The sequence below is a fragment of the Rhodococcus sp. 06-1474-1B genome (assembly GCF_002258885.1).
Taxonomy (GTDB): Bacteria; Actinomycetota; Actinomycetes; order Mycobacteriales; family Mycobacteriaceae; genus Rhodococcoides; species Rhodococcoides fascians.
Genome location: NZ_NOYR01000021.1, coordinates 596,061 through 618,341, shown reverse-complemented (window position 1 = coordinate 618,341; position 22,281 = coordinate 596,061). Strand labels below are relative to the sequence as shown.

Annotated in this window: 23 protein-coding genes; 19 read left to right on the top strand and 4 right to left on the bottom strand. The window is 65.1% G+C overall.

What is annotated here, in order from left to right:
• The first annotated feature begins 21 nt into the window (after positions 1–21).
• The 4 genes from CH266_RS09990 to CH266_RS09975 all read left to right on the top strand — a co-directional run bounded on the left by CH266_RS09990 (position 22) and on the right by CH266_RS09975 (position 3,979).
• Positions 22–843, top strand: coding sequence for a sulfurtransferase (locus tag CH266_RS09990; protein WP_094715191.1), 822 nt, complete (start codon positions 22–24; stop codon positions 841–843).
• Positions 844–915: 72 nt separating this feature from the next.
• Complete coding sequence (locus CH266_RS09985; protein WP_094715190.1) at positions 916–1,743, top strand: SDR family oxidoreductase; 828 nt, start codon at positions 916–918, stop codon at positions 1,741–1,743.
• A 62-nt stretch (positions 1,744–1,805) separates the two neighbouring features.
• Positions 1,806–2,951 (top strand): acyl-CoA dehydrogenase family protein, encoded by a 1,146-nt coding sequence (locus tag CH266_RS09980; RefSeq protein ID WP_239536539.1) that lies wholly within the window; start codon positions 1,806–1,808, stop codon positions 2,949–2,951.
• 44 nt (positions 2,952–2,995) lie between these two features.
• Complete coding sequence (locus tag CH266_RS09975; RefSeq protein ID WP_094715189.1) at positions 2,996–3,979, top strand: ABC transporter substrate-binding protein; 984 nt, start codon at positions 2,996–2,998, stop codon at positions 3,977–3,979.
• Here CH266_RS09975 and CH266_RS26040 read toward each other — a convergent pair.
• Together CH266_RS26040 and CH266_RS09965 are read right to left on the bottom strand one after the other, a co-directional pair.
• Positions 3,976–5,004, bottom strand: a complete 1,029-nt coding sequence (locus CH266_RS26040) for a TIGR03086 family metal-binding protein (protein WP_094715188.1) — start codon at positions 5,002–5,004, stop codon at positions 3,976–3,978. The two genes, CH266_RS09975 and CH266_RS26040, sit on opposite strands and share 4 nt — an antisense overlap.
• A complete protein-coding gene (locus CH266_RS09965) occupies positions 5,001–5,357 on the bottom strand; it encodes an ArsR/SmtB family transcription factor (RefSeq protein ID WP_032364507.1) in 357 nt (118 codons plus the stop codon). Before CH266_RS09965 ends, CH266_RS26040 begins: the two co-directional genes overlap by 4 nt.
• Before the next feature lie 99 nt (positions 5,358–5,456).
• On the opposite strand from CH266_RS09965, the gene CH266_RS09960 reads away from it, so the two are divergent.
• The 6 genes from CH266_RS09960 (at position 5,457) to CH266_RS09935 (ending at position 10,915) form a co-directional block, all read left to right on the top strand.
• Positions 5,457–6,107 (top strand): hypothetical protein, encoded by a 651-nt coding sequence (locus CH266_RS09960; protein ID WP_032364506.1) that lies wholly within the window; start codon positions 5,457–5,459, stop codon positions 6,105–6,107.
• Positions 6,108–6,140: 33 nt separating this feature from the next.
• The gene (locus CH266_RS09955; protein ID WP_094715187.1) at positions 6,141–6,740 is read left to right on the top strand and encodes a DJ-1/PfpI family protein; all 600 of its coding nucleotides are present in this window, start codon (positions 6,141–6,143) and stop codon (positions 6,738–6,740) included.
• Positions 6,737–7,201, top strand: coding sequence for a MarR family winged helix-turn-helix transcriptional regulator (locus tag CH266_RS09950; protein WP_032369360.1), 465 nt, complete (start codon positions 6,737–6,739; stop codon positions 7,199–7,201). Before CH266_RS09955 ends, CH266_RS09950 begins: the two co-directional genes overlap by 4 nt.
• Positions 7,202–7,208: 7 nt before the next feature.
• Entirely contained in the window at positions 7,209–8,462 is a 1,254-nt protein-coding gene (locus CH266_RS09945) for a hypothetical protein (protein WP_094715186.1), read from the top strand.
• Positions 8,463–8,485: 23 nt separating this feature from the next.
• On the top strand, positions 8,486–9,490 hold the full coding sequence (locus CH266_RS09940; RefSeq protein WP_027494405.1) for an aldo/keto reductase family protein: 1,005 nt from the start codon (positions 8,486–8,488) through the stop codon (positions 9,488–9,490).
• Between the two features lie 63 nt (positions 9,491–9,553).
• Positions 9,554–10,915, top strand: coding sequence for an NAD(P)/FAD-dependent oxidoreductase (locus CH266_RS09935; RefSeq protein ID WP_048317293.1), 1,362 nt, complete (start codon positions 9,554–9,556; stop codon positions 10,913–10,915).
• A 53-nt stretch (positions 10,916–10,968) separates the two neighbouring features.
• Here CH266_RS09935 and CH266_RS09930 read toward each other — a convergent pair whose 3' ends face one another.
• Both CH266_RS09930 and CH266_RS09925 read right to left on the bottom strand, forming a co-directional pair.
• The gene (locus CH266_RS09930; protein ID WP_094715251.1) at positions 10,969–12,810 is read right to left on the bottom strand and encodes a flavin-containing monooxygenase; all 1,842 of its coding nucleotides are present in this window, start codon (positions 12,808–12,810) and stop codon (positions 10,969–10,971) included.
• A 92-nt stretch (positions 12,811–12,902) separates the two neighbouring features.
• On the bottom strand, positions 12,903–14,018 hold the full coding sequence (locus CH266_RS09925; protein WP_094715185.1) for a hypothetical protein: 1,116 nt from the start codon (positions 14,016–14,018) through the stop codon (positions 12,903–12,905).
• 180 nt (positions 14,019–14,198) lie between these two features.
• Here CH266_RS09925 and CH266_RS09920 point away from each other — a divergent pair, with 180 nt between their 5' ends.
• The 9 genes from CH266_RS09920 (at position 14,199) to CH266_RS09880 (ending at position 22,218) form a co-directional block, all read left to right on the top strand.
• Positions 14,199–15,257 carry a 2,3-butanediol dehydrogenase gene (locus CH266_RS09920; RefSeq protein WP_032373843.1) on the top strand — a complete coding sequence of 353 codons (1,059 nt, stop codon included), beginning with the start codon at positions 14,199–14,201 and terminating at the stop codon, positions 15,255–15,257.
• Complete coding sequence (locus CH266_RS09915) at positions 15,254–16,021, top strand: acetoin reductase (RefSeq protein ID WP_027494400.1); 768 nt, start codon at positions 15,254–15,256, stop codon at positions 16,019–16,021. Before CH266_RS09920 ends, CH266_RS09915 begins: the two co-directional genes overlap by 4 nt.
• 44 nt (positions 16,022–16,065) lie before the next feature.
• Positions 16,066–17,394, top strand: coding sequence for a GAF domain-containing protein (locus CH266_RS09910; protein WP_094715184.1), 1,329 nt, complete (start codon positions 16,066–16,068; stop codon positions 17,392–17,394).
• A 21-nt stretch (positions 17,395–17,415) separates the two neighbouring features.
• Positions 17,416–19,473: an FUSC family protein gene (locus tag CH266_RS09905; RefSeq protein WP_094715183.1), complete on the top strand. Its 2,058-nt coding sequence runs from the start codon at positions 17,416–17,418 to the stop codon at positions 19,471–19,473.
• A 34-nt stretch (positions 19,474–19,507) separates the two neighbouring features.
• Positions 19,508–20,134, top strand: coding sequence for a HEAT repeat domain-containing protein (locus CH266_RS09900; protein WP_094715182.1), 627 nt, complete (start codon positions 19,508–19,510; stop codon positions 20,132–20,134).
• 9 nt (positions 20,135–20,143) lie between these two features.
• Entirely contained in the window at positions 20,144–21,145 is a 1,002-nt protein-coding gene (locus CH266_RS09895) for a HEAT repeat domain-containing protein (protein ID WP_094715181.1), read from the top strand.
• Positions 21,142–21,489: a cupredoxin domain-containing protein gene (locus tag CH266_RS09890; RefSeq protein ID WP_032369371.1), complete on the top strand. Its 348-nt coding sequence runs from the start codon at positions 21,142–21,144 to the stop codon at positions 21,487–21,489. Before CH266_RS09895 ends, CH266_RS09890 begins: the two co-directional genes overlap by 4 nt.
• A 13-nt stretch (positions 21,490–21,502) precedes the next feature.
• Complete coding sequence (locus tag CH266_RS09885; protein ID WP_094715180.1) at positions 21,503–21,907, top strand: DUF2752 domain-containing protein; 405 nt, start codon at positions 21,503–21,505, stop codon at positions 21,905–21,907.
• A 113-nt stretch (positions 21,908–22,020) separates the two neighbouring features.
• Entirely contained in the window at positions 22,021–22,218 is a 198-nt protein-coding gene (locus CH266_RS09880) for a hypothetical protein (RefSeq protein ID WP_094715179.1), read from the top strand.
• Positions 22,219–22,281 lie beyond the last annotated feature (63 nt).

The following is a 22,281-nucleotide window of genomic DNA, read 5'->3' as shown; positions in this document are numbered from 1 at the left end:
GACTGTTAGCGTCGAAACATTATGAGCCAGTCGCCGCTGATATCAGCTTCCGAATTGCACGGTCTGTTCGAGATGGGTCGCGGCCCAGTGGTCCTGGACATTCGGTGGACCCTTCAAAACGGTAGCGACAGAGCAGGTTACGAGGCGGGGCACATCCCGACCGCGCAATTCGTCGACCTCGGTACGGAACTGGCGGCACCGCCAGACGATCGTGGTCGCCATCCGCTGCCCGACGCGGATACGTTCGTTGCGGCGATGCGAGGAGCCGGAGTCGGCGACGATTCCGCAGTGGTGGTCTACGACGCGGGCCCGGCAACTGCGGCTGCGCGGGCCTGGTGGTTGCTCCGCTACTTCGGCCACCGGGATGTGCGCGTCCTCGACGGCGGGTTCGCGCGATGGGTCGACGAGGGCTATTCCGTCGGCACCGAGCCCTCGATCGTGGCGGCCGGATCGTTCACGGCGCGGCCGCCGCTGGCCCGGGTCCTCGAAGTCGGGGACGTGCTCGACTTCGCACGCGAGAACGTCCTGCTCGACGCCCGCGCACCCGAGCGATTCCGCGGCGAGGTCGAGCCAGTCGATCCTGTGGCCGGCCACATCCCCGGGGCGGTCAACAGGCCGACGACCGACAATGTCGATTCCGACGGGCGCTTCCTGCCCCCGGAGGTACTCGATGGCGCATTCGGTGGACTCGTACCGAAGGGTAAGGACGTCGCCGTCTACTGCGGCTCGGGCGTGACCGCCGCGCATCAGGTTCTCGCACTGGAGTTGGCAGGCATCGACGCGGCGTTGTATCCCGGCTCGTGGTCGGGTTGGATCGCCGATCCGACGCGGCCGAGGGCATGACACACCGGCGCTGAGCTGGCAGTTCATTCAACCAGGGTTGAACTTGAATCTGACTTCAACTATACCTGGGGAATGAAGGTTGCAGGCAAGGTCGCCATCGTCACCGGAGGTGGTGGCGGAATCGGCGGAGCCATCGCCGCCAGACTCACCGAACACGGAGCCCGCGTCGTCGTCTCCGATGTGGACGAGTCCACGGCCCGATCCGTGGTCGACGCCATCGAGCGGGACCGGCCGGGCACAGCCGTCGCTGCCGCGGCCGACGCGTCGGACATAGGGGATATCGAGCGGCTGATCGCGGTCGCCGAAGAGTCGTTCGGTCCGGTCGATCTGTATTTCGCCAACGCCGGCATCAGCGGTGCCCCCGGGCTCGACGCCAGCGAACAGGACTGGGACCTGTCTTTCGACGTCAACGTGCGCGCACACATCCGCGCTGCGCAGCTGTTGGTGCCGGGTTGGCTCGAACGTGGTGAGGGCTACTTCGTCAGTACGGCCTCCGCAGCCGGCTTGCTCACCCAGATCGGTTCCGCCACATACGCGACGACCAAGCATGCTGCGGTGGGGTTCGCCGAGTGGCTCAACGTCACCTACGGCAATCGAGGCATTCGCGTCAGCTGCCTGTGCCCGATGGGCGTCAACACCAAATTGCTCTACGAAGGCCGCGAATCGGGAGATGCCTTGGGAGCGGCCGCAACTGCCGCGGTACTGAGCGCGGGTGCTGTGCTCGAGCCGCTCGACGTCGCCGACGTGGTGCTCGACGCGATGGACCGGGGGCAGTTCCTGATCCTGCCCCACGAGAACGTACTGGACATGTACCGCAACAAAGGTGCCGATTACGACCGGTGGTTGCGCGGCATGCGCCGCTACCAGGACAGCTTGCTCGACAACCAACAGGGGAACTGAACGTGGCATTTTTCGAGACCAGCGACCGCGCAAAGAAGTACGAGTCGGATCTGTTGGAGTTCATGGACTCTCACGTCTATCCGGCGGAGGCGGTGTACGAGCAACAGATGCTCGAAGCCGGTGACCCGCACTTCCATCCCCCGATTCTCGAGGACCTGAAGAAGGAAGCGCGCTCGCGTGGACTGTGGAATCTGTTCCATCCGCACCCCGAGTGGGGCCCCGGCCTGACCAACCTCGAATACGCTCCGCTGGCCGAGATCATGGGCCGCAGCCTGCTCGCCCCCGAGGCATGCAACTGCAACGCACCCGACACGGGCAACATGGAGGTGTTCACCCTCTTCGGTACCGACGAGCACAAAGAGAAGTACCTGAAGCCGTTGCTGGACGGTAAGATTCGTTCGGCCTTCGCGATGACCGAGCCCGACGTCGCCAGTTCCGATGCCACCAACATCGCAATGAAGATGGACCGCGACGGCGACGACTTCATCCTGAACGGGCGCAAATGGTGGACGTCGAACGCGATGCACAAGAACTGCAAGGTTCTGATCGTCATGGGCAAGACCGATCCCGAGGCAGCAACGCACCGGCAGCAGTCGATGCTCGTCGTGCCCATCGATGCGCCCGGCGTCACCGTGCTGCGCAACCTGCCCGTCTTCGGCTACGTCGACCGAGAGGGCCACGCCGAGGTTCTCTTCGAGGACGTGCGGGTGCCGGCGAAGGACGTGCTGAAGGGGCCGGGTGAGGGATTCGCCATCAGTCAGGCTCGGCTGGGGCCCGGCCGTATCCATCACGCGATGCGGACCATCGGTGTTGCGGAACGGGCGCTCGAATTACTTTGTCGCCGTGCGGTTTCACGGGTGACCTTCGGCAAGCCGGTCGCCATGCGTGCGAACATCCAGGACTGGATCGCCGAGGCGCGCATCGAGATCGAGAAGACGCGGCTGCTCACGTTCAAGGCCGCGTACCTGATGGACACCGTCGGAAACAAGGAAGCGCGCACCGAGATCGCAGCGATCAAGGTTGCTGCGCCCGAGATGGCGCTGAAGATCATCGACCGCGCCATTCAGGTGCACGGCGGAGGCGGAGTCAGCAACGACTTCCCGCTGGCGATGATGTACGCACACGTGCGGACGCTGCGGCTCGCCGACGGTCCCGACGAGGTACACAAGATGTCCATCGCGAAGATGGAGCTGCGCAAGTACATGTGAACGTAGCTCACCTCAGGAAGGCAAGGCTGTGCTAATTTCTGCCGATGACAAGGACCTTCCTGGGGTGCGCCTTTGCCGTCGCCACGGCCCTGACGCTGGCATCGTGCAGCAGCAACACCGCTGACGACGCCGGCTCCGACACCCGCAGCGTCACCGTCGACACACTCGCCGGACCCACGCAGATCACGGGAACGCCACAGCGCATCGTCGCATTCGGGCAGCAGTGGGTGGACGCGCTGCTCGAATTCGACGTGCAACCCGTCGGGTATGTCTCCGCCGGATCGAACGGCGACGAACGCGGGCTCTACCCCTGGCAGTCCGCAGTGGATACGGATGCCCAGATGCTCGACTCGGCCGCCGTCGATCAGATGGGGGCTTCGGTGCCGACCGAGCAGATCGCGGCGCTACAGCCCGACCTGATCCTGCTGTCGGGGATACCGTCGATAGAGCCGTACAAGAGCTTGTCCGACGTCGCGCCCACGATATTTCCGAAGGCGGAGAAGGTCGAGACGTGGGAATCGCAGATCGAGACGCTCGGGCGGGTGCTCGATCGCGAGGACGATGCACAGAGCATCATCGGCGAGGGGCATGCCGTCACCGATGGCATCCGTCAGCAGTACCCGGAGCTCGACGGTAAGTCGGCTGTGTTGTCGCAGTTCGTTTTCGACAGTCAGCAGCTTGCGGTCGTCGCCGACCCGGAGGACGGTGCCGCGAAGGTCTTCGACAGCATCGGACTCGACGTCCCGCTGGATTTGGTGAACTCGCCCGACATCTCTCACGGCCGGATCGTGCTGAGCCCCGAACGGCTGGACGTTCTCACCGCAGACCTCGTGGTCATTCTCCCCAACGGCGGCACGCGCGAAGACCTCGAACAACTTCCGGGGTTCACCAGCCTGCCCGCGGCGACCGGCGGCGGAGTTGCCGTCGTCGACTACGCGACGGTGGTGGGATTCAATACACCATCGAAAGCGTCGGTCAAGTTCTCGCTGAACAAGATTCGTCCGCAGCTCGAGGCTGTGGGTACCTAACTCTCGGGTGACCAGGACGGGTCGCGTCCGATGAAGGCCATCAACCTGTCCTGGGCGGATGCGTTGTCGTCGACGTCGACGGCGGGGCCGAACTGCCCGCTCTCGCGGAGCACGCGGTCCATCGGTTTCATGGCGATCAGCGCTGCGGCGCAACGCTCTTCGCCGAGATCGGGTTCGCGTCCCAGGGCTTTGGCCAAGTCCCAGGTGTGCATCCACACATCGGCGGTATAGAACCGGTCGATCGCGTCTTCGACCGGCATGTCGCCGATGTGCGGATTGCTCAGGATGCGGCCTGCGGGGGCGTCGAGGATGGCTTGGATGTCGGCGACGTGTCGCGCCCACGCGGCGGCAGGATCGCGCGCCACGTCGAGTTCGGTGAGCTCGACACCCTCGACACCGCCGAGGAAACCCCGTGACCAACCGACGAGGTGTTCGACGACACCCAGCGCGTTCCACTCCGGTACCGGACTGGGCCGAGACCACGCGTCCCCGGAAACGGATTCGACCAACGCCGTGAACGCGGCGGCGTCCCGTGCATGCTGTGCAGCCGGTCCCGTCAACAGTGCATCGAGTTTCTCGTAGCCCTCCCTGACTCCGACATCCATTCCGCTGGAGAGCATCCCGTCTCGGGTTGCGAAGTCGGACAGCACACTCAGCACCCTCAATCGCGTGCCGCCGTCGTCGCGGGCCTCGAAAGCCATTGTCTCGAGGGCGACCGAATCCGGATAGGCTTCGTAGGTGAAGGTCCACACGATCCGCTCGTTCGCGCGAACCTCGTGGAAGCTGCCGAAGAACGACGCGATCTCTTCGCCGTCGCGGTCGTTCGCGAACGACCATGCACCGCCGGTTCGCGCGTCCCACGCGATGATTCGCGTCGTCACCGACCGTGGGCCCACCCACTGCCGATACAGATCGGGGTCGACGTGTGCGCGGAACACCTGCTCGGGCGACGCGTCGAATTGCCGGATGATCTCGATTGTGGGTACTTTGTCGTCCGCTACTATCTCGGTTTCGTGCTCGGTCATGACACGTCCTTCTGAGAGTCGTCTTGTGTTACAACGTGATCCAGCAGGTCGTCGAGTCGGCGGTAGCGCTGCTCGGCCTCCTGGCGATAACGCTCGATCCACTTCGCCATAAGGCCGAACACCTCCGCATCCAAGTGCACCGGTCTGCGCTGGGCGTCTTTGCTGCGCGTCACCAGCCCGGCGTCCTCGAGCACCTTCACGTGCTTGGAGACTGCCTGCAGACTCATGTCGTACGGCTCGGCCAGTTCGCTGACGTTGGCGTCGGCACCCGCAAGCCGAGCAACCATGTCACGCCGAGTGGGGTCCGCCAACGCTGCAAAGGTTCGATTGAGCTGCTCGATACGGTCGTCCATGGTCACCCACCTCCTCGAATACAGCCAAGATATGCCCCTCGAGCTGTGTAGTCAACCAATTGGTTTATAAAGGATGATTCGGTGCCCTACGCTCGACTCATGAGCTTGGGTGACGATGTGGTGTCCGATCTTGTATCTCTCGACCCGGGTCATCCGGTGCGTGTGGCGGTCGATGGGGTGACGGCATCGGGAAAGTCGACGTGTGCTCGGTGGCTGGCCGAAGCCGTTGTGGCGCAGGGTCGATCTGCCTTGCATGTCACCATGGACGGCTTTCATCACCGGCGAGCCCATCGGTATCGGCAGGGTCGAGCATCTGCTGCGGGCTACTACGAAGACGCATACGACTTCGGGGCGCTGATTTCCCATGTGTTGGATCCTCTTGGGCCGAACGGGAGTGGGTGTATTCGGCGTCGAGTGATCGATCTGGCGTCTGACGAATTGGTCGAGGACGCCCCTGAGTACGTTCCCTCGGATGCAATTCTCGTCGTCGATGGAACGTTCTTGCATCGGCCACCGCTACCGGACTATTGGGATTACTCGATCTTCGTCGACACGCCCTTCGATGTCGCGAGGTTGCGCGGAATTGCGCGTGACGCCGATGCGCTGGGTGGTGCACAAGCGGCCGGCGACGCGTTCGATCAGCGCTATCACGCTGCTTGCCGGATCTACTTGCGCGAGGTGGGACCTCGTGAAAAAGCAACGCGAGTGATCCCCGGGATTGACAGCCTGTTGTCAAAAGCGAATGATTGACAGTATCCTGTCAATCGACGTGAGGACCGTTCCGTGATCACCGTTGCGCTGTATGCCACCGACACCATGGCCGATTGGGAGTACGGCTACCTCATCGCCGGGCTCGCGATGGCCCGCGAGCAGAATCCCGACGCCAACCGGTTGCTCGTCGCATCGGACTCGGGGGAGGCGGTGACGACGATGGGCGGCCTGAGGATTACCCCCGACGTTGCGTTGGCCGATCTTCCGTCCGTCGACGCGCTGATTCTGCCCGGTGCCGGCACGTGGGAATCCGCCAACGATGCAGCTTTGGAGTTGGCCGCCGAACTCGTGGCAGCGGGCACCCCGGTCGCAGCAATCTGCGGGGCAACCTACGGGCTTGCTCGGACCGGCCTGCTCGACGGCCGGCCACATACCTCGAATGCCGCCGAATTCCTCACTCAGGCTGCGAAATACCGCGGAGCGGAGCATTACCGTGAGGAGAAGGCAGTGTCCGACGGCACCGTCATCACCGCGGGAGCGACCGCACCGATCGAGTTCGCCAAGCTGGTGTTCGAGCGCCTGGACGTGTTCCCGCAGCCCATCATCGACGCTTGGTACGGGCTCTACACGACGGGGGAGCGCAGATTCTACGACCAGCTGACGGGCGCATGAGCCGACGAACGCCGGAGGGGGACGCGCTCACCGAGGTGGTCCTGCCGGTCTTCGAGCTCAACGGCGAATTCCTCGCTGCCGCACAGGACATCACCGAACCGACAGGATTGACGCCGGCCTGGTGGCAGGTTCTCGGGGCCACTCTCGACGAGCCGCTCTCGGTGGCCGATATAGCGCGACGCGTCGGTCTGGGTTTGGCGCGGCAAAGTGTGCAACGAACCGCAAACCTGTTGGTGGACAAGGGCTGGGCCGTCTACATCGAGAATCCGAACCACAAGCGAGCGAAGCTCCTCGAGCCCACCCCGAAGGGACGCGAGACCGTAGCCGCTCTGCGAGATGCTCAACACGCGTGGTCGGACGCGGTGGGCGCCGCGGTGGGTGAGGACGAATTGCGTGCTTTTGCACAGACTTTGGAGAAGATTGTTGCGGCATCCCGCGCCTACCGTGGTGGCCGTGCATAATTCGGGGATGTCAGCGCTCGCGATCGTTGTTTCCGGACTCCTGGCCGGTTTGCTCTCGCAATCCGACGGGGTCGATATCTTCGGCGACACCAGCGTCGGGGGTGTGGTGTTCTCCAGCGGCGGAGGGGGAGTCGCCGTAGCAGTGATTCTGGCGTCGGGTCTGGCTATGCTCGTCCGTCGGCGCAGTATTCTGGCCGGCCTGTCCATCGCTGCGGCCATTGGCGCCGGGGTGACGGCACTGATGATGCCCTCCGACCTCGCCGAGGTGGTGGCAGGCGGAGTTCTGTTGGGATGCACTGCAGTACGGGCGAACGGTGTACGAGCTCGGCAAGCACTGTCGATCGGGTCGTTCCTCGTCGGACTACTCAGTGCAGGCGCGGTCGAGGCCTTGCAGCATCCGAGTATCCCGCGTCGCTACGCCGACTACCTCACCGAATCCGATATCGGCCCACCGGTGGTCGTTCCGGTGCTGTGCGTGCTCGTCGTAATTGCAGTGGCCTCGGCAGCTCTTGTCGACCGCAGCGACGACCATGCGCCACCGGAACGGAGCATCCGACCGATCGGGGCGATACTACTGATCTCGATCGGTGGCTTGCTGCTCAATATGTTGTTCGTGCAGATGCTGTTTCGAGCTGAAGACGGCTTCGGTGGAAGCTGGTACTTCGGCCTTGTCGTCGTACCAGTGTTGTTCGGTGCTGCCGCTCTGCTACCGGGTCGCGGAGGCATTCTTGTGCTCGCCGGGACAGCCGTGTTGCTCACCTCGACCACCACCGCTGGGGTGGGCATCGATGTGTCGGACGGTATCTGGGTGCTCGGGCTCGTGGCAATCACGGCAGTTGCGGTGACAGTGGGCGCGGCACTCGGGCTGCGCTGGGGTCGACCGATCTTCGGCTTCGCGACCCTGGCGGTGGTGTGTACGACCGCGCTGTTCGAGCGCCCCCCGTGGGACAACGTGCACTACGCGGCAAGTCTGGTGATCTTCCCGGCCGCTGCGGCCTACCTGTACGTGGCGTGCACGCCGGCTACTCCCACTCCCTCGCCCCCCACGCCCTTGACCATCGGCCTCGCGGTACCGGTGGCGATCACGGTGCCGATGGTCGTCACCTACGGTTGGACTGCGTACACGCCGCTCACATCCGCCCTCCACCACTCGACGTGGCCCAGTGCCGAGCTGTGGCTCTCGACGGGCGCGGCAGTGGCGACGGTGATCCTCGCAGGCGTCGGGACGCGGTTCCTCGGTCGTCGGCCACTTGTGAATTGAACACCGGAGTACCGTTTTCTTACATGGCTTACAGATACCTCGGAAACAGTGGACTGAAGATTTCGGAGATCACCTACGGCAATTGGTTGACCCATGGTTCGCAGGTGGAGAACGACATCGCGACCCAGTGCGTGCGTGCGGCTCTCGATGCAGGCATCACCACATTCGATACCGCCGATGTCTACGCCAACGGGGCTGCGGAAACGGTCCTCGGTGACGCATTGAAGGGCGAGCGCCGCGAATCGCTGGAGATCTTCACCAAGGTCTACTTCCCCGTCGGACCCAAGGGTCCCAACGACACCGGACTCTCACGCAAACACATCTTCGAAGGCATCGATGCCTCGCTGCGTCGCCTCGGTACCGACTACGTCGATCTCTACCAGGCCCACCGCTACGACGTCGAGACCCCGCTCGAAGAGACCATCGCCGCGTTCGGCGACGTCGTCCGTCAGGGCAAGGCCCTCTACATCGGCGTCTCGGAGTGGACGGCCGATCAGCTCCGCGCCGGCCAGGAACTGGCACGGCAGAACGGGTTCTCGATCATCTCGAACCAGCCGCAGTACTCGGCCCTGTGGCGCGTCATCGAGGATCAGGTGATCCCGACGTCCAAGGAACTGGGCATCTCGCAGATCGTCTGGTCACCCATCGCTCAGGGAGTGCTCACCGGCAAGTACCTACCCGGACAACCGCTGCCCGACGGCTCGCGCGCCAAGGACGACAAGGGCGGCGACAAGATGATCGCGCGCTACCTCGACGATCAGACGCTCACCCGGGTGCAGGCACTCAAGCCGATCGCCGACGATCTCGGAATCACCATGGCGCAGTTGGCCGTTGCCTGGGTTCTGGCCAACGACAACATTTCCGCCGCGCTGGTCGGGGCATCGCGTCCCGAGCAGATCGCCGAGAACATCAAGGCGTCCGAGGTCATCCTGGACGCGGATGTACTCGCCAAGATCGACGAAGCCCTCGGCGATTCGGTCGAGCGCGATGCGGGTAAGACCGGCTCCCCGGAAGCCCGGTTGGTCTAGAAATTCGTCGCCCGGTCCATGTTTGACGGGGCGGAGCTGCGGTACTCGGCGTTAATGTGGACCATGCGCTCACCACTCCGTAATCGCAGCACCGCCCCGGCTCCCGCATCCCCAGCCCGGGTGGTGGTGGTCGGCGGCGGGTTCGGCGGCTTCTACGCACTGCGCAAGATGCAGAAGCTGTTGGGCCCGGACCGCGCCTCGTTCACCCTGGTTGCGCCCAATGACTACCTGCTCTACAGTCCGCTGCTGCCCGAGGTAGCAACCGGCGTGCTGGATCCGCGGGACATCGCAGTGTCGACACGACAGACGTTGCGGCGCACCAAGTTGGTGCTGGGACACGTCACGTCCGTCGACTTCGAGAATCGACGCGTTCGTGTCGCCGGCCCCGACGGTGATTCGGAACTGGCCTGGGACAAGCTGATTCTGGCCCCGGGTTCGGTGACGAGGCAGTTCGACATCCCCGGTGTCGCCGAGCACGCGCACGGTCTCAAGACCCTGAGCGAAGCGGTGTTCATTCGCAACCACGTGTTGAAGCAGTTGGATGCAGCCGACGAACTGCCCGACACGCCGGAGGGCCGCGCCGAACGCAAGGAACGGCTCACCGTCGTCGCTGTGGGAGCCGGCTATACGGGCACCGAATTCGTTGCGCAGATGCAGAATTGGATTCGCGGTATCGCTACCCGGTGGGCGACGGTCGACCCGTCGGACATTCGGTGGTTGCTCATCGACCTCGCGCCGGCGGTGCTGCCGGAACTGGGCGAGCGACTCGGCAAGGAAGCAATGGAAGTCCTCGCTGCTCGCGGCGTCGAGGTGCGTCTCGGGGTGTCGGTGGAATCGGCCACGGCGAACGCGGTGACGCTGACGGACGGCGACGTCGTACCGACACGCACCCTGGTGTGGGGAGCGGGCGTGGCTGCGAGCCCCCTCATCGCGCAACTCGATTTGCCGACCGAAAAGGGCCGGCTTGTGGTCAACCCCGACCTCACGGTCCCCGGCGTGGACGACGTCTGGGCCATCGGTGACGCGGCCGCGGTGCCCGATATCGCCGCCGACCCGTCGAAGCCGACGCCGCCCACCGCGCAGCACGCGCAGCGGCAGGGCACAGCGGTCGCCAAGAACGTCGCCGCGTCCCTCGGTGTCGGTACTGCTCGACCGTACCGACACAAGGATCTGGGACTGGTCGCCGACCTGGGCGGATTCGACGGTGTGGCAAAGCCTTTGGGCGTGCCCCTCACCGGAGCCGTCGCGAAGTTCGTCGCCCGCGGTTATCACCTCTATGCCCTGCCCACCGCCTCCGCCCGGGTGCGCGTGGCCACCGATTGGCTGTACTCGACGGTGCTGTCCACCCGCGTGGTCAACCTCGATCAGGTGCGCTCCGAGGATGCGTTGATCGCCAAGGCGCAGGGGACCGGCGTGTACGACTAGACAGCCATGTGCGCGAAAACTCGTAGCCCACTACGAGTTTCCGCGCACGACCGTCACCGAAGGTGATGCACCTCCTGCAGCCCGTAGACCGGGGTGTCGATGCCCTCGTAACGCGCCTTGATCTGCAGCGCCAGGTACAGCGAATAGTGGCGTGACTGATGCAGATTGCCGCCGTGGAACCAGAAGTTCTCCTGCTGCGTCGGCTTCCACATGTTCCGCTGTTCGCCCTCCCACGGACCGGGATCCTTGGTGGTGTCCGAGCCCAGGCCCCAGCACTTGCCCACCTTGTCGGCGGTCTCCTGGTCGATGAGATCGGCGACCCAGCCGTTCATCGAGCCGTAGCCGGTGGCGTAGACGATGAGGTCCGCCGGCAGTTCGATCCCGTCCTCGAGTACGACGCCGGTCTTGCTGATCCGCTCCACCTGCCCGGCAACGAGTTTGATCTTGCCGTCCGCGACGAGCTCGGATGCGCCGACGTCGATGTAGTAACCCGAGCCGCGGCGCAGGTACTTCATGAACAGGCCGGAACCGTCGTCACCGAAATCGTGCTGGAAGCCCGCCTTCTCGAGGCGATCGTAGAAGTCCTTGTCCTGCTCTGCGATCTGCTGATACACCGGGATCTGGAACTCGTGCATGATCCGGTACGGCAGCGACGCGAACGTGAGATCGGCTTTGGCCGTGGTCATTCCGGACTCCACCGCGCGCTCCGAGTAGAGATCGCCGAGAGCGATCTCGCACAACGAGTCCGACTTGACGATGTGCGTGGACGAGCGCTGCAGCATCGTGACGTCGACGCCCGTCTCGTACAGCGCCTTGCAGATGTCGTGCGCCGAGTTGTTGGAACCGACGACCACCACACGCTTGCCGACGTAAGCGTCGGGACCGGGGTGTTCGCTGGAATGGTGCTGCTCGCCCTCGAACTCGTCCATGCCGGGGAAGTTCGGCACGTTCTTCTTGCCCGACATTCCGGTGGCCATCACCAACTGCTTGGGCCGCAGGATCACTTCCTCGCCGTCGCGGTCGACGACGACGGTCCACTCCTTCGCGGTCTCGTCGTAGGTCGCGGACTTCGCGGTCGTCTTGCTCCAGTACGGAACCTCCATGACCTTGGTGTACATCTCGAGCCAGTCGCCGATCTTGTCCTTCGGCGCGAACACCGGCCAGTTCGGCGGGAACGGCAGGTAGGGCAGATGGTCGTACCAGACCGGGTCGTGCAGGCACAGTGACTTGTATCGGCCACGCCACTGATCTCCGGGGCGCTCGGCACGGTCGACGACGATCGCCGGGACGCCGAGTTGACGGAACCGAGCACCGAGGGCGATGCCGCCCTGCCCGCCGCCGACGACGAGGACGTACGGCTGCACGCTGTAGCCGAGCTCCTTCTCCTCCATCTCCTTCTTCTCGGCCCAGTTCTGGGTGTCGGCATTCGAGCCGTGCACGGCACCCTTGATTCGGGACTTGCCCTGCCGCTCCTCGTATCCCTTGAGTTCTTGCATCGTCGTCAGCAGCGTCCACGCCACGTCGTCACCGGTCTCGGCGTCCGTCGTCAAACGCAGATGTCCCTTGCCGCGGCTCGTCGCCGTCTCGAATGCGATCCACGCCGAGACGACGCCGTCTGCTTCGTCGGGGGTCTCGGTGGTGTGAAATCCCGTCGGGTCGGTATCGGCGAGCCTCTCGCCCAGCATGTCGGCGACGCCGTCCCGGCCCTCGACCGTCTTGAGGTTCCAGGTGAACGTGACGAGATCGCGCCAGAAGCTGCTGACGGCGAACATGCCGGCAACACGAGGAATGTCCCGGGCGACCAGGGCGTCCTCGAACGTCGACAGCCAGGTGTCGACCCGTTCCTGAGGACTGCGCGTGCGGTTGATCTCGATCGGCTCGATGGTCTGGGTCATGAAAACTCCTCGTGCGACAGTGCGGTGCGTTGTGTGACCCAGCACACTCTTCGAACGCGGCTGGGTCGAGAGTTGCAGTGGGTTGCAGAGGCTCACGCCGGCGAGAGCTTGTTCAACCCCAACGACTGGAATCCGACGACGTAGATCAACGTCCACAGCACCAGCCAGTCGACGAAGCCGAGAGCGTTGCCGGAGATCCCGGCCGCGACGACGGGTTCGTGGAGCACGTGCTCGGCAAGAACGTAGTAGTACGCCAGGAACGTGCCGATGGCCGGCGCGAAAGTCAGTACTGCGCGTCCCGCCGCCGGGAAGCGATTACCGAAGCCGTTCGCCCAAAAGATCATCCAGAATGCCCAGCAGACTCCGATCTGTGCCGGGAACTGGTTGATCACCGTTCCGAGTTCTGCGGTGGCTTCCGAGCCGACGAGTAGCTTCGCGAGCGGAACCATCAGGAAGTAGATCGCCGTGCCGAGCACCGCGTTGCCGACGGTGGCCGCCAGTGCGGTCCGTCCGCCGCCGCCGGCCAATTTCCAGGGCCAGTTGTCCAGGGTCTGGCCGGTCAGGATCACCGAGACGACGATCGAGTAGAACCAGCCGAGTGCGGTGTCCACGGACATCAGGGGATCGGTGGCCGAGAGCGAGACCGACGGCAGTCCGAACACGAAGTACAACGCGAGGGTCGGGACGGCGACGAATGCGATCTCGCACAGCCCGATCAGCGGTTGCTTCATGCGCAGCACGGTCCACGGCCAGTGCTGCCAGTTGAGGACCACCATGACCCAGGTGCCGAATCCGAACAGCACGAACAGCGCTCCGGCGAAGTAGCCGAGCCCGCCGTCACGAGAACCGGCGAAATCCGGGTACAACGCCCCGAGGCCGCTGCCGAGGATCCAGGTGACGGCAACGGCGAACACCGCCGTCGAAGTCAGGATCGCGAGCCCGCGCATCGGTTGCTTCAGAGAGTCGAATCCGGCGAATTCACAATCGAATCCGATGAACACGATGAAGAGAATGGCCCAGAACAGCGCGGCGTTGAACGGCAGCGGATAGAAGTTCCAGGGACTGGTGGTGGGATCGGCGAGCACATACCAGGTCGCCAGCGACACGGCCGTGACCACGGCGAGGTTGGCCAGTCCGAATACGAGCCAGTTGCCCTGTGCTGACGCCGTTTTCGGCTCGTCGAGGGGTCGGTCTGCGGTTGCGGTCATGGGGGTCTCTTCTCGGTGGGTCGACAGGGTCGCCGTCACTATGAGCTGAATCACAGCCCACCGTCAGGGTTGCGGGAGGTTGCAGTGCGGCCGATTCGATGCAACGCACTGCAACCCTGTCGAAAGTGGTCGTCGTCACATAAACCTGTGTGCATCCAATTCAGTCAGGAGTGAGAACCGATGCGTGCAGCTGTGTATTACGGCCCGAACAAGGTGGAGATCACCGACGTACCCGAGCCGAATCCCGGTGCGGGGCAGGTCAAGGTCAAGGTCGGGTTCAACGGAATCTGCGGAACCGACCTACACGAGTACTACGCCGGCCCCATCTTCATCCCCACCTCGCCGCATCCGCTGACCGGCCAGGAAATGCCCCTGGTGCTCGGACACGAGTTCTCGGGCACGGTCACCGAGCTCGGCACGGGTGTCACCGGCATCTCGGTCGGCGATCGCGTTGCCATCGAACCGCTCTACCGCTGTGGACACTGCGGACCCTGCCGGGCAGGTAACTACAACATCTGCGCGCAGATCGGCTTCCACGGACTGATGTCCGACGGCGGAATGGCCGAATACACCGTGGTCCCCACGGACATGATTCACGCCCTGCCCGACAACGTCTCCCTCGAACTCGGTGCCCTCGTCGAACCGATGTCGGTCGCCTATCATGCTGCGACACTTGGTGATCCGAAGCCCGAGGACACCGCGATGGTGTTCGGAGCCGGCCCCATCGGCATCGGCCTGTGGTTCGCGTTGCGCGGCAAGGGACTCGACAACGTCTACGTCGTCGAACCGTCGCCGACGCGTCGCGCCTCGATCGAAGCGCTCGGTGCCAAGACCCTCGACCCGACGTCAGTGGACGTGCCCGCCTTCATCGCCGATCTGACCGACGGCAACGGGGCCGACGCCATCTACGACGCGGCCGGTGTGCAACCGGCCGTCGAGACCGCGCTGGGCTGCATCGGTGCTCGCAAACCGCTCGTCAGCGTCGCGATCTACGAAAAGCCGCTCACCACACCGCTGCAGAAGCTCGTCATGAACGAATCCCGCATCCAGGGATCGCTCTGCTACACCTCCGCCGACTACGAGGCCGTCATCGATCTGATGAGCCAGGGCCACTACGACACGACGGGCTGGGTGGACAAGATCACGCTCGACGGCGTCATCGACGACGGATTCGAGGCGCTGCACGCAGGCACCAAGATGAAAGTTCTGGTCGACCCCTCGACGGGTGTACCCGCATGAGCGCGGTGCTGGTGACAGGGGCCGGTCAGGGCATCGGACGGGCGATCGCGTTGCGGTTGGCCAACGACGGGCACGACATCGCGTTGGTCGACCTGGCCGAGGACAAGATCGCCGGCGTGGCCGACGAGGTGCGTCGAACAGGCTCGAAGGCAACGACATTCGTCGCCGACGTCAGTGATCGCGATCAAGTGTTCGCGGCCGTCGAACATACCCATAAAGCGCTCGGCGGCTTCGACGTCATCGTCAACAATGCCGGAATCGCACAGGTCGCGCCGCTCGACGACGTCCGCCCGGAAGACACGAAGAAGATCTGGGCCGTCAACGTCGACGGTGTGCTCTGGGGAATTCAAGCTGCGGCAGCCACATTCAAGGCGCTCGGCCAGAAGGGCAAGATCATCAACGCTTCCTCGATCGCAGGCCACGACGGGTTCGCGATGCTCGGGGTCTACAGCGCAACGAAATTCGCGGTCCGGGCATTGACCCAGGCTGCGGCCAAGGAGTACGCCTCGGACGGCATCACCGTCAACGCGTACTGCCCCGGCGTTGTCGGCACCGACATGTGGGTGACCATCGACAAGCGCTTCGCCGAGCTGACCGGTGCCGCCGAGGGGGAGACCTACGACAAGTTCGTCGGCGGTATCGCTCTCGGTCGGGCGCAGACTCCCGAGGACGTCGCCGCGTTCGTCTCGTATCTCGCCGGACCCGACTCGGATTACATGACCGGACAGGCACCGTTGATCGATGGTGGTTTGGTCTACCGGTGACCCCGCATGAATCCGCTTTGTGAGCTGGAGCACAATTGACAGCGATGACGCAGTCGACAGGCCCTGAACCTGCGCTGGCGGCCGGCGAAGACCCGCGCCGCTACGCGCAGATTCTCACTGCCGTGTACGACGCGACCATGACCGGCGGGAAGTCTCCCGCGCGTCCCCGCGAGGTCATCGGTGACTCCTGGCGGCGGTTGCAGACCCTCGGTATCGACCCGGAACTGGGCAATCCTGCCGAGAGACAGATGGACGCGTCCGAGCTCGAGTTCAGTCGACGGGAATCGGGGTTGTTCGACATTCTGGACGACCTCGCCCGTGGCCTGGAATCGGTGGTGCAGGACGGCGACAACATTCTCGTCGTCGCCGATCGGAACGGTCGAGTGCTGTGGCGCAGCGGATCGACGTCGGTGCTCGACCGCGCCGACGGTCTCGGGTTCGTCGAAGGGGCCAACTGGGCCGAGGACTCGGTGGGCACCAATGCCATCGGGACAGCATTGGTCTCACGCCGCGCTGTGCAGATCTTCTCGGCCGAACACTATGTGCGCAGCCATCATTCGTGGACCTGCGCCGGAGCGCCCATTCGTGATCCGCGTACCGGCCAGGTGCTCGGCGCCATCGACGTCAGCGGGCCGGCCAAGACGGTGCACCCCACCACCATCGCCCTGGTCGACGCCGTGGCGAGGTTGGCGGAATCGCAGCTGCGCGAGATTCACCGAACCACCTTGGATCGACTGCGTTCGGTGGCCGCACCGATGCTGGCGCGCCTGCAGTCCCCGGCGCTGGCCGTCGACGCGAACGGGTGGGTCGCGGCCGTCGAATCGGTGGCACTGCGCAATCGCATCCTGCTGCCCGAGGACCTCGCGACGGGACGCTTCTGGCTGCCGAGCCTCGGGGTGTGCGACTTCGAACCCCTGCCCGGTGGATGGCTGGTGCGACCCACTTCTCATGGTCGTTCCGCCGGCTCCACTCCTGGCGACTCGGCGGACTCGTTCGTCGCGGAGTCCGGTAACACGACGACGATTCGCATCGACCTGCGCGATTCGCAGAGGCCTCGTATGGAGGTGCGCAGCGAGGTGGGGGAGTGGACCCACGAGCCGACGCCCCGGCACGCCGAGATTCTGTACCTGCTGGCCATCCACCGGCAGGGACGCACCGCGTCGCAGATGGCTGCCGACCTCTTCGGCGACGACGGCCGCGCGATCACCGTGCGGGCCGAGATGTCCCGCCTGCGCAAGCACCTCGCCGGCATCATCTCCACCCAGCCCTACCGGCTGGACGAGTCGGCGACGGTCGACGTGATCACGCCGGCGGACATGAACAGGCTGCTACCGCATTCGTCGGCCCCCGCTATCCGGGCCGCACGGGGCTGAGCCGTAGCGCAGAATCGGGGAATGAACCGCCTCGCCCGCATCCTCGACGCGTCGGATCCCGGGCAGTTACGGCTGCGCGGTGCCTCGGCGACGACGCTGACGGTGTTGCTCGCAATGGTGGTCCTGCTGCTCGGTACTCGCGCCATCGGCCAGCCGGTGACCGTGGCGATGCTCGGCACCGTGGTGGCGATGCAGGCGTCGGCGTCGGTCAAGGACAAAGACCAGCACAGCAGGCTCGTCACCACCGCCCTGATGGTGCTGCCCGCCTCGGCGGCAGTGACGGTCGCGGCGCTGCTCTCGCGGCTCGGCGCGGTAGCCGACGTCGGATTCATCGCGGTGTTGTTCGCGGCCGTATGGGTGCGCAGATTCGGACCCCGTGGCACCGCGCTCGGCATGGTCGCGTTCATCTCGTACTTCTTCGCGTTGTTCCTTCAGGCGACCCCGGGGCAAGTGCCGATGCTGATCGCGGCGATCGTCGGCGGAGTGCTCATCGCTCTGTTCGTACGGGCGGTGGTCTTTCCGGACCGACCGATCGTGGAGGTGCGGCGGCTGCTGTACGCCATGCGAGCGGTATCGGAATCGGTACTCGCGGCGGCATCGGCGCGTGAGGACCGTGATCTGGAACTGTTGCGGCGCAGGCTCGATCGGCTCGGAAACACCGCCCTGATGATCGACGACTGGCTCGACCGTCACGACGCGGGACAACTGCTCAGCGTGACGAGTACCGATCTGTCGCTTCGTGTGTTCGACGCCCAGATCGCCACCGAACAACTCGTCAGCTCACTGTGGGCTCTCGATCCGGCCAAGCCGTGGCCGACCGCACTGGGGCAAGCGACCACCGCACTGGGATCGTGCCTGCAGAACGCCCCGTCCGCCGAGCAACTCAAGGCCGCCCGACGGTTGGCCGCCACGGCGGCCGAGCGCGCCGACCCGTCGACCCCCGCCGGTATCGCGACGGTGTCCGCGCAACGAGCGGTGCAGGCACACATCGCCATTCATCACATCACCACCAATGCGGTGGCTGTCACGTCGAGCCCTCGACAGGCTGCTGTCGAGCCGGCGGACAAGGACGAGCCTGCCGGCCTGAACCCCAGCACCAAGGCGGCAATCCAGGTTGCTGTCGCGACCAGCGCGGCAACGGTATTGGGGGAGCTGGTCTCACCGGATCGTTGGTACTGGGCCGTGCTGACGGCGTTCCTGGTGTTCACCGGGGCGTCGACGCGCGGCGAGATTTTGACCAGAGCCGGCCAACGCATCCTCGGCACAATGGCGGGAGTGCTTGCGGGAGTGGTGATCGCGGCACTCGTCGGCAACCACCAATCCGTTCAGCTGGTGCTCATCGTCGTCTGTGTCTTCTTCGCGTTCTACCTGGTGACCGTCGCGTATGCGTTGCTGTCGTTCTTCGTGACCATTCTGCTCGCGATGCTCTACGGGCTGCTCGGCACGTTCAGCATCGAGGTTCTCGAGCTACGGATCATCGAGACTGCAGTCGGCGGAGCCGTCGGTATTGCGTCCGCCTACTTCATCTTCTCGACCGGAACACGAAAGACATTGGTGGACAAAGTCGATACGTATCTCGACCAACTGGACGCCCTGATCGACGCCAGCGTCGAATCGGTGATCACCCCAGGAAACGCCACCGACCTCGTGGCGTCGACGCGCACGCTCGACAACGCGCTGAAGGAGGTCGTGACGGCGGGGAAGCCGCTCGTGCTCGGGCCGACGACCCGCAGCCGGCGAGGGGCGAAGCGATTACTGCGGGTGCTGACCGTCAGCGGCCGATCCGCCCACGCACTCGCGCGAGCCGGAGTGCTGGCGTCGCGTGCCGAACCGGAGTCGGCACCCTCGGCCGATACGGCCCACGCCCTTCGCGACGCCGCGGCGCTGGTGCGGGACACCGCTCGGCAGGTCGAGGCAGCGATCGCGGGCAAGCGGGTGGATCAACCCGAGAAAGTCACCGACACAACGGTGTTGGACGTATTGCTCACCAGCGCGAACTCGCCTGGCCCGGTGCGGGTCGCGGTGCGGGCGCTGAACATCATGAATCGGACGCTCGCGGACGTCTTGACCCGGGCTTGACCTTCACACGGTGACAAGGTCTTGGCTGACGGCCATGGTCGACTCACTTAGGCACCAGAACTCTTCTGTGCGGCTTCGGGCCGCGCTCGACATCGGAATATCGAACGAGCCAGAATCCCTCGACGCACTGTTCGAGCGCTGCGCCGTCGAACCGGATTTTCAGGTGCGAGAGATGTTGACGTGGGCGCTGATTCGTCTCCCCGCAGCATCGACGGTGCCCAGGCTGATGCACGAAGTGCGTGCCGGCGGCGCGCAGGCTCGCAGTCAGGCGTTGCACACGTTGTCGAAGGTCAAGGACCGGGCGGCCTGGCCGGTGATCACCGAGACGCTCATCTCCGACTCCGACGACGAGGTGGCCCGAAGCGCGTGGCGGGCGGCGGTCGTCCTGGTCCCCGACGGCAGCGAGCAGTGGTTGGCGACGACGCTGTCCACTCAGCTGGGGCGCGGCGGGCGGGAAATGCAGCGCAGCCTCAGCCGCGCACTGGTGGAACTCGGGTCGGTGATCGAGCCGATGGTGCGCGAGGCCGCGTCGAGCAAGGATGTTGCTGTTCGCGCGCACGCGTTGGCGACGGAGTCGCTGCTCCGAGACCCCGACAGCGGATTTGCACTGTTCGAGGCCCAGCGCGTCGATGCACTTGGCGCAGCCGACCCGACGGGGTGAGATAGGCAGATGTTGATCGGTGAGGTGGCGCGGCGGTCCGGGGTCAGCGCGCGCATGCTTCGGCACTACGACCGGCTCGGGCTCGTGCAGCCGACCTCGCGGACTGGCACCGGATACCGCGAGTATTCCCCGGCCGACGTTCGTCGTCTGTTTCACGTCGAATCCCTGCGATCGCTCGGGTTGTCCCTGCACGACGTCGGACGCGCGCTGGACGATCCGAGTTTCGCGGCGACGGGACTCGTCGACGAGCTGGCTACCCGAGCCGAAGAGCGCATCGCGCGAGATAGCGAGCTACTGACACGTTTGCGCCGCATCGGAAGCGCCCGACCGGAGGACTGGGAGGACGTCCTCGGTGTCATTGGCATGCTCGGAGACCTGGACTCGGTGAGCGCGGGGAAGCGACAGTCGGCAGCGTTGTCCTCCGTCGGGGATCGCCCCATCCCGGCCGAGGCTCTGGCCGAGGCGGTGCTGCGCGAGCCCGCCACCAACGTCGCCGGCGCGCTGCGATGGGCACTCGCGCAGACCGGGAGCGACGCCGTCTCGGCGCTGCGGGAGGGCCTCGACTCACCGGATCCCGAGGTGCGTCGCCGCGCCGTCGATACCGTCGTCGAGATTCCGCATCCCGACGCCACCGAGGTGCTGCGGGAGGCGCTGGGCCACGAGGACGGGCAGATCAGACGCGTCGCGGCGCTGGAACTGGGTGCCCGAGGAATCGTCGACGCGATTGCGGTGCTGATCGAGATGGTCCACGAGGGTACGAACGATGTGGACGCGGCAGACGTGCTCGGTGAGCTCGGCTACGAAGACTCTACGGTCGCGGACCTCATGGGCGGGCCGAAAGAGGTCGCGGCACGACTACGGGTGACCCAGGCGCTGGCCAGCATTCCGGGTCCGGCGGCGGCGCAGGCTCTGCGCGAGCTGACTCAGGATGAGGACCGCTCGATCGCGCTGACGGCGACGTACCTCCTGGACCGGCGAGAACTCGCCGCTTCGGTACCGTCGACGTCATGAAGGCACTCGGATTGCTCGCGGCACTGTCGATCACATTGGCCGCGACTGCCTGCTCCACCTCGACCACCCCGGCCGCACCCGCCGAGCCCGCTGCCGAGAACCAGGTGACCGTCGCCGACCGGATGTTCACGCCGCAGTCTCTGACGATCACCGCGGGCGAGACCGTGACCTGGGTGTTCGCCGACCGCGCGATGGCACACAACGTCGTCGCCGACGACAAGTCGTTCCGCAGCGAACTGATGCAGTCGGGGCAGTTCACCCACACCTTCGACACCGCGGGCACCTACACCTACCACTGCACCCCGCACCCCGACATGACCGCGACGATCATCGTCGAACCGTGATGGACTGCTAGTCATGGCAACCCGGACGCGCTGCATCGCCGCTCCTCTCGGCGTCGGCCTGGCCGCAGTCGGCGGTGCTGTGCTGCTGCACATCCGCGATCCCCGAACCTCGACGTACCTGCCGTGCCCCTTCCACGCCCTCACCGGACTGTGGTGCCCAGGATGCGGAGCGACCAGGGCTTTCGGCGACCTCACTCGCGGAGACATCGCGGCTGCCGCGTCGAGCAACGTCGTGGCGGTGCTGCTCGGTGTCGTCGCGATCGGTGTCTGGGCCGCGTGGCTGCGAGCACGATGGACGCAGACGCCACTGACGCTGCCTCGTCCCAATCGCCCGACCGTCGTCGTCGGGGTTGCCCTATTGGTCTTGTTCACCGTGGTGCGCAACACTGCGTGGGGCACCGCCCTCGCCCCGACCTGACATCCCTAGGAGGCTGCTGTGCTGCTGCAAATCTTCTCGATCATCGTGCTGCTGGGCGTGCTCATCGCGCTCATCCCCACGGCCCGACGCGTGTTCAAGAAGGGTGACGACGAATGAGCGACTCACTGCGAGATCGGGTGCGAGCGAAACTGCTCGCCCAGATCGCCGACGACGGAGGCACGGCAGCCGAGCAGGCCGAGGGGGACGACCCACGCCTGAACGCACTGCGCAACGACCTCGAAGCACTGGACGCAGCCCCCGACGGAGACCCGGTGATCGACGACATCGCCGCCAGACACTGGGTGCCCTGACCGCTGTCTCCCTCGCGACTCCCCTCGGGGAGTCAATGTGACATGTGGTGGCCTTTTCGACGG

Excerpts from the sequence above, each read along its gene's own strand:
- CH266_RS09935 (WP_048317293.1), top strand. The coding sequence starts at position 9,554 with ATGCGCTCACCACTCCGTAATCGCAGCACCGCCCCGGCTCCCGCATCC.
- CH266_RS09890 (WP_032369371.1), top strand. The coding sequence starts at position 21,142 with ATGAAGGCACTCGGATTGCTCGCGGCACTGTCGATCACATTGGCCGCG.
- CH266_RS09940 (WP_027494405.1), top strand. The coding sequence starts at position 8,486 with ATGGCTTACAGATACCTCGGAAACAGTGGACTGAAGATTTCGGAGATC.
- CH266_RS09985 (WP_094715190.1), top strand. The coding sequence starts at position 916 with ATGAAGGTTGCAGGCAAGGTCGCCATCGTCACCGGAGGTGGTGGCGGA.
- CH266_RS09960 (WP_032364506.1), top strand. The coding sequence starts at position 5,457 with ATGAGCTTGGGTGACGATGTGGTGTCCGATCTTGTATCTCTCGACCCG.
- CH266_RS09975 (WP_094715189.1), top strand. The coding sequence starts at position 2,996 with ATGACAAGGACCTTCCTGGGGTGCGCCTTTGCCGTCGCCACGGCCCTG.
- CH266_RS09980 (WP_239536539.1), top strand. The coding sequence starts at position 1,806 with ATGGACTCTCACGTCTATCCGGCGGAGGCGGTGTACGAGCAACAGATG.
- CH266_RS09965 (WP_032364507.1), bottom strand. The coding sequence starts at position 5,357 with ATGGACGACCGTATCGAGCAGCTCAATCGAACCTTTGCAGCGTTGGCG.
- CH266_RS09945 (WP_094715186.1), top strand. The coding sequence starts at position 7,209 with ATGTCAGCGCTCGCGATCGTTGTTTCCGGACTCCTGGCCGGTTTGCTC.
- CH266_RS09915 (WP_027494400.1), top strand. The coding sequence starts at position 15,254 with ATGAGCGCGGTGCTGGTGACAGGGGCCGGTCAGGGCATCGGACGGGCG.
- CH266_RS09905 (WP_094715183.1), top strand. The coding sequence starts at position 17,416 with ATGAACCGCCTCGCCCGCATCCTCGACGCGTCGGATCCCGGGCAGTTA.
- CH266_RS09900 (WP_094715182.1), top strand. The coding sequence starts at position 19,508 with ATGGTCGACTCACTTAGGCACCAGAACTCTTCTGTGCGGCTTCGGGCC.
- CH266_RS09925 (WP_094715185.1), bottom strand. The coding sequence starts at position 14,018 with ATGACCGCAACCGCAGACCGACCCCTCGACGAGCCGAAAACGGCGTCA.
- CH266_RS09895 (WP_094715181.1), top strand. The coding sequence starts at position 20,144 with ATGTTGATCGGTGAGGTGGCGCGGCGGTCCGGGGTCAGCGCGCGCATG.
- CH266_RS09880 (WP_094715179.1), top strand. The coding sequence starts at position 22,021 with ATGAGCGACTCACTGCGAGATCGGGTGCGAGCGAAACTGCTCGCCCAG.
- CH266_RS09990 (WP_094715191.1), top strand. The coding sequence starts at position 22 with ATGAGCCAGTCGCCGCTGATATCAGCTTCCGAATTGCACGGTCTGTTC.
- CH266_RS26040 (WP_094715188.1), bottom strand. The coding sequence starts at position 5,004 with ATGACCGAGCACGAAACCGAGATAGTAGCGGACGACAAAGTACCCACA.
- CH266_RS09920 (WP_032373843.1), top strand. The coding sequence starts at position 14,199 with ATGCGTGCAGCTGTGTATTACGGCCCGAACAAGGTGGAGATCACCGAC.
- CH266_RS09910 (WP_094715184.1), top strand. The coding sequence starts at position 16,066 with ATGACGCAGTCGACAGGCCCTGAACCTGCGCTGGCGGCCGGCGAAGAC.
- CH266_RS09885 (WP_094715180.1), top strand. The coding sequence starts at position 21,503 with ATGGCAACCCGGACGCGCTGCATCGCCGCTCCTCTCGGCGTCGGCCTG.
- CH266_RS09950 (WP_032369360.1), top strand. The coding sequence starts at position 6,737 with ATGAGCCGACGAACGCCGGAGGGGGACGCGCTCACCGAGGTGGTCCTG.
- CH266_RS09930 (WP_094715251.1), bottom strand. The coding sequence starts at position 12,810 with ATGACCCAGACCATCGAGCCGATCGAGATCAACCGCACGCGCAGTCCT.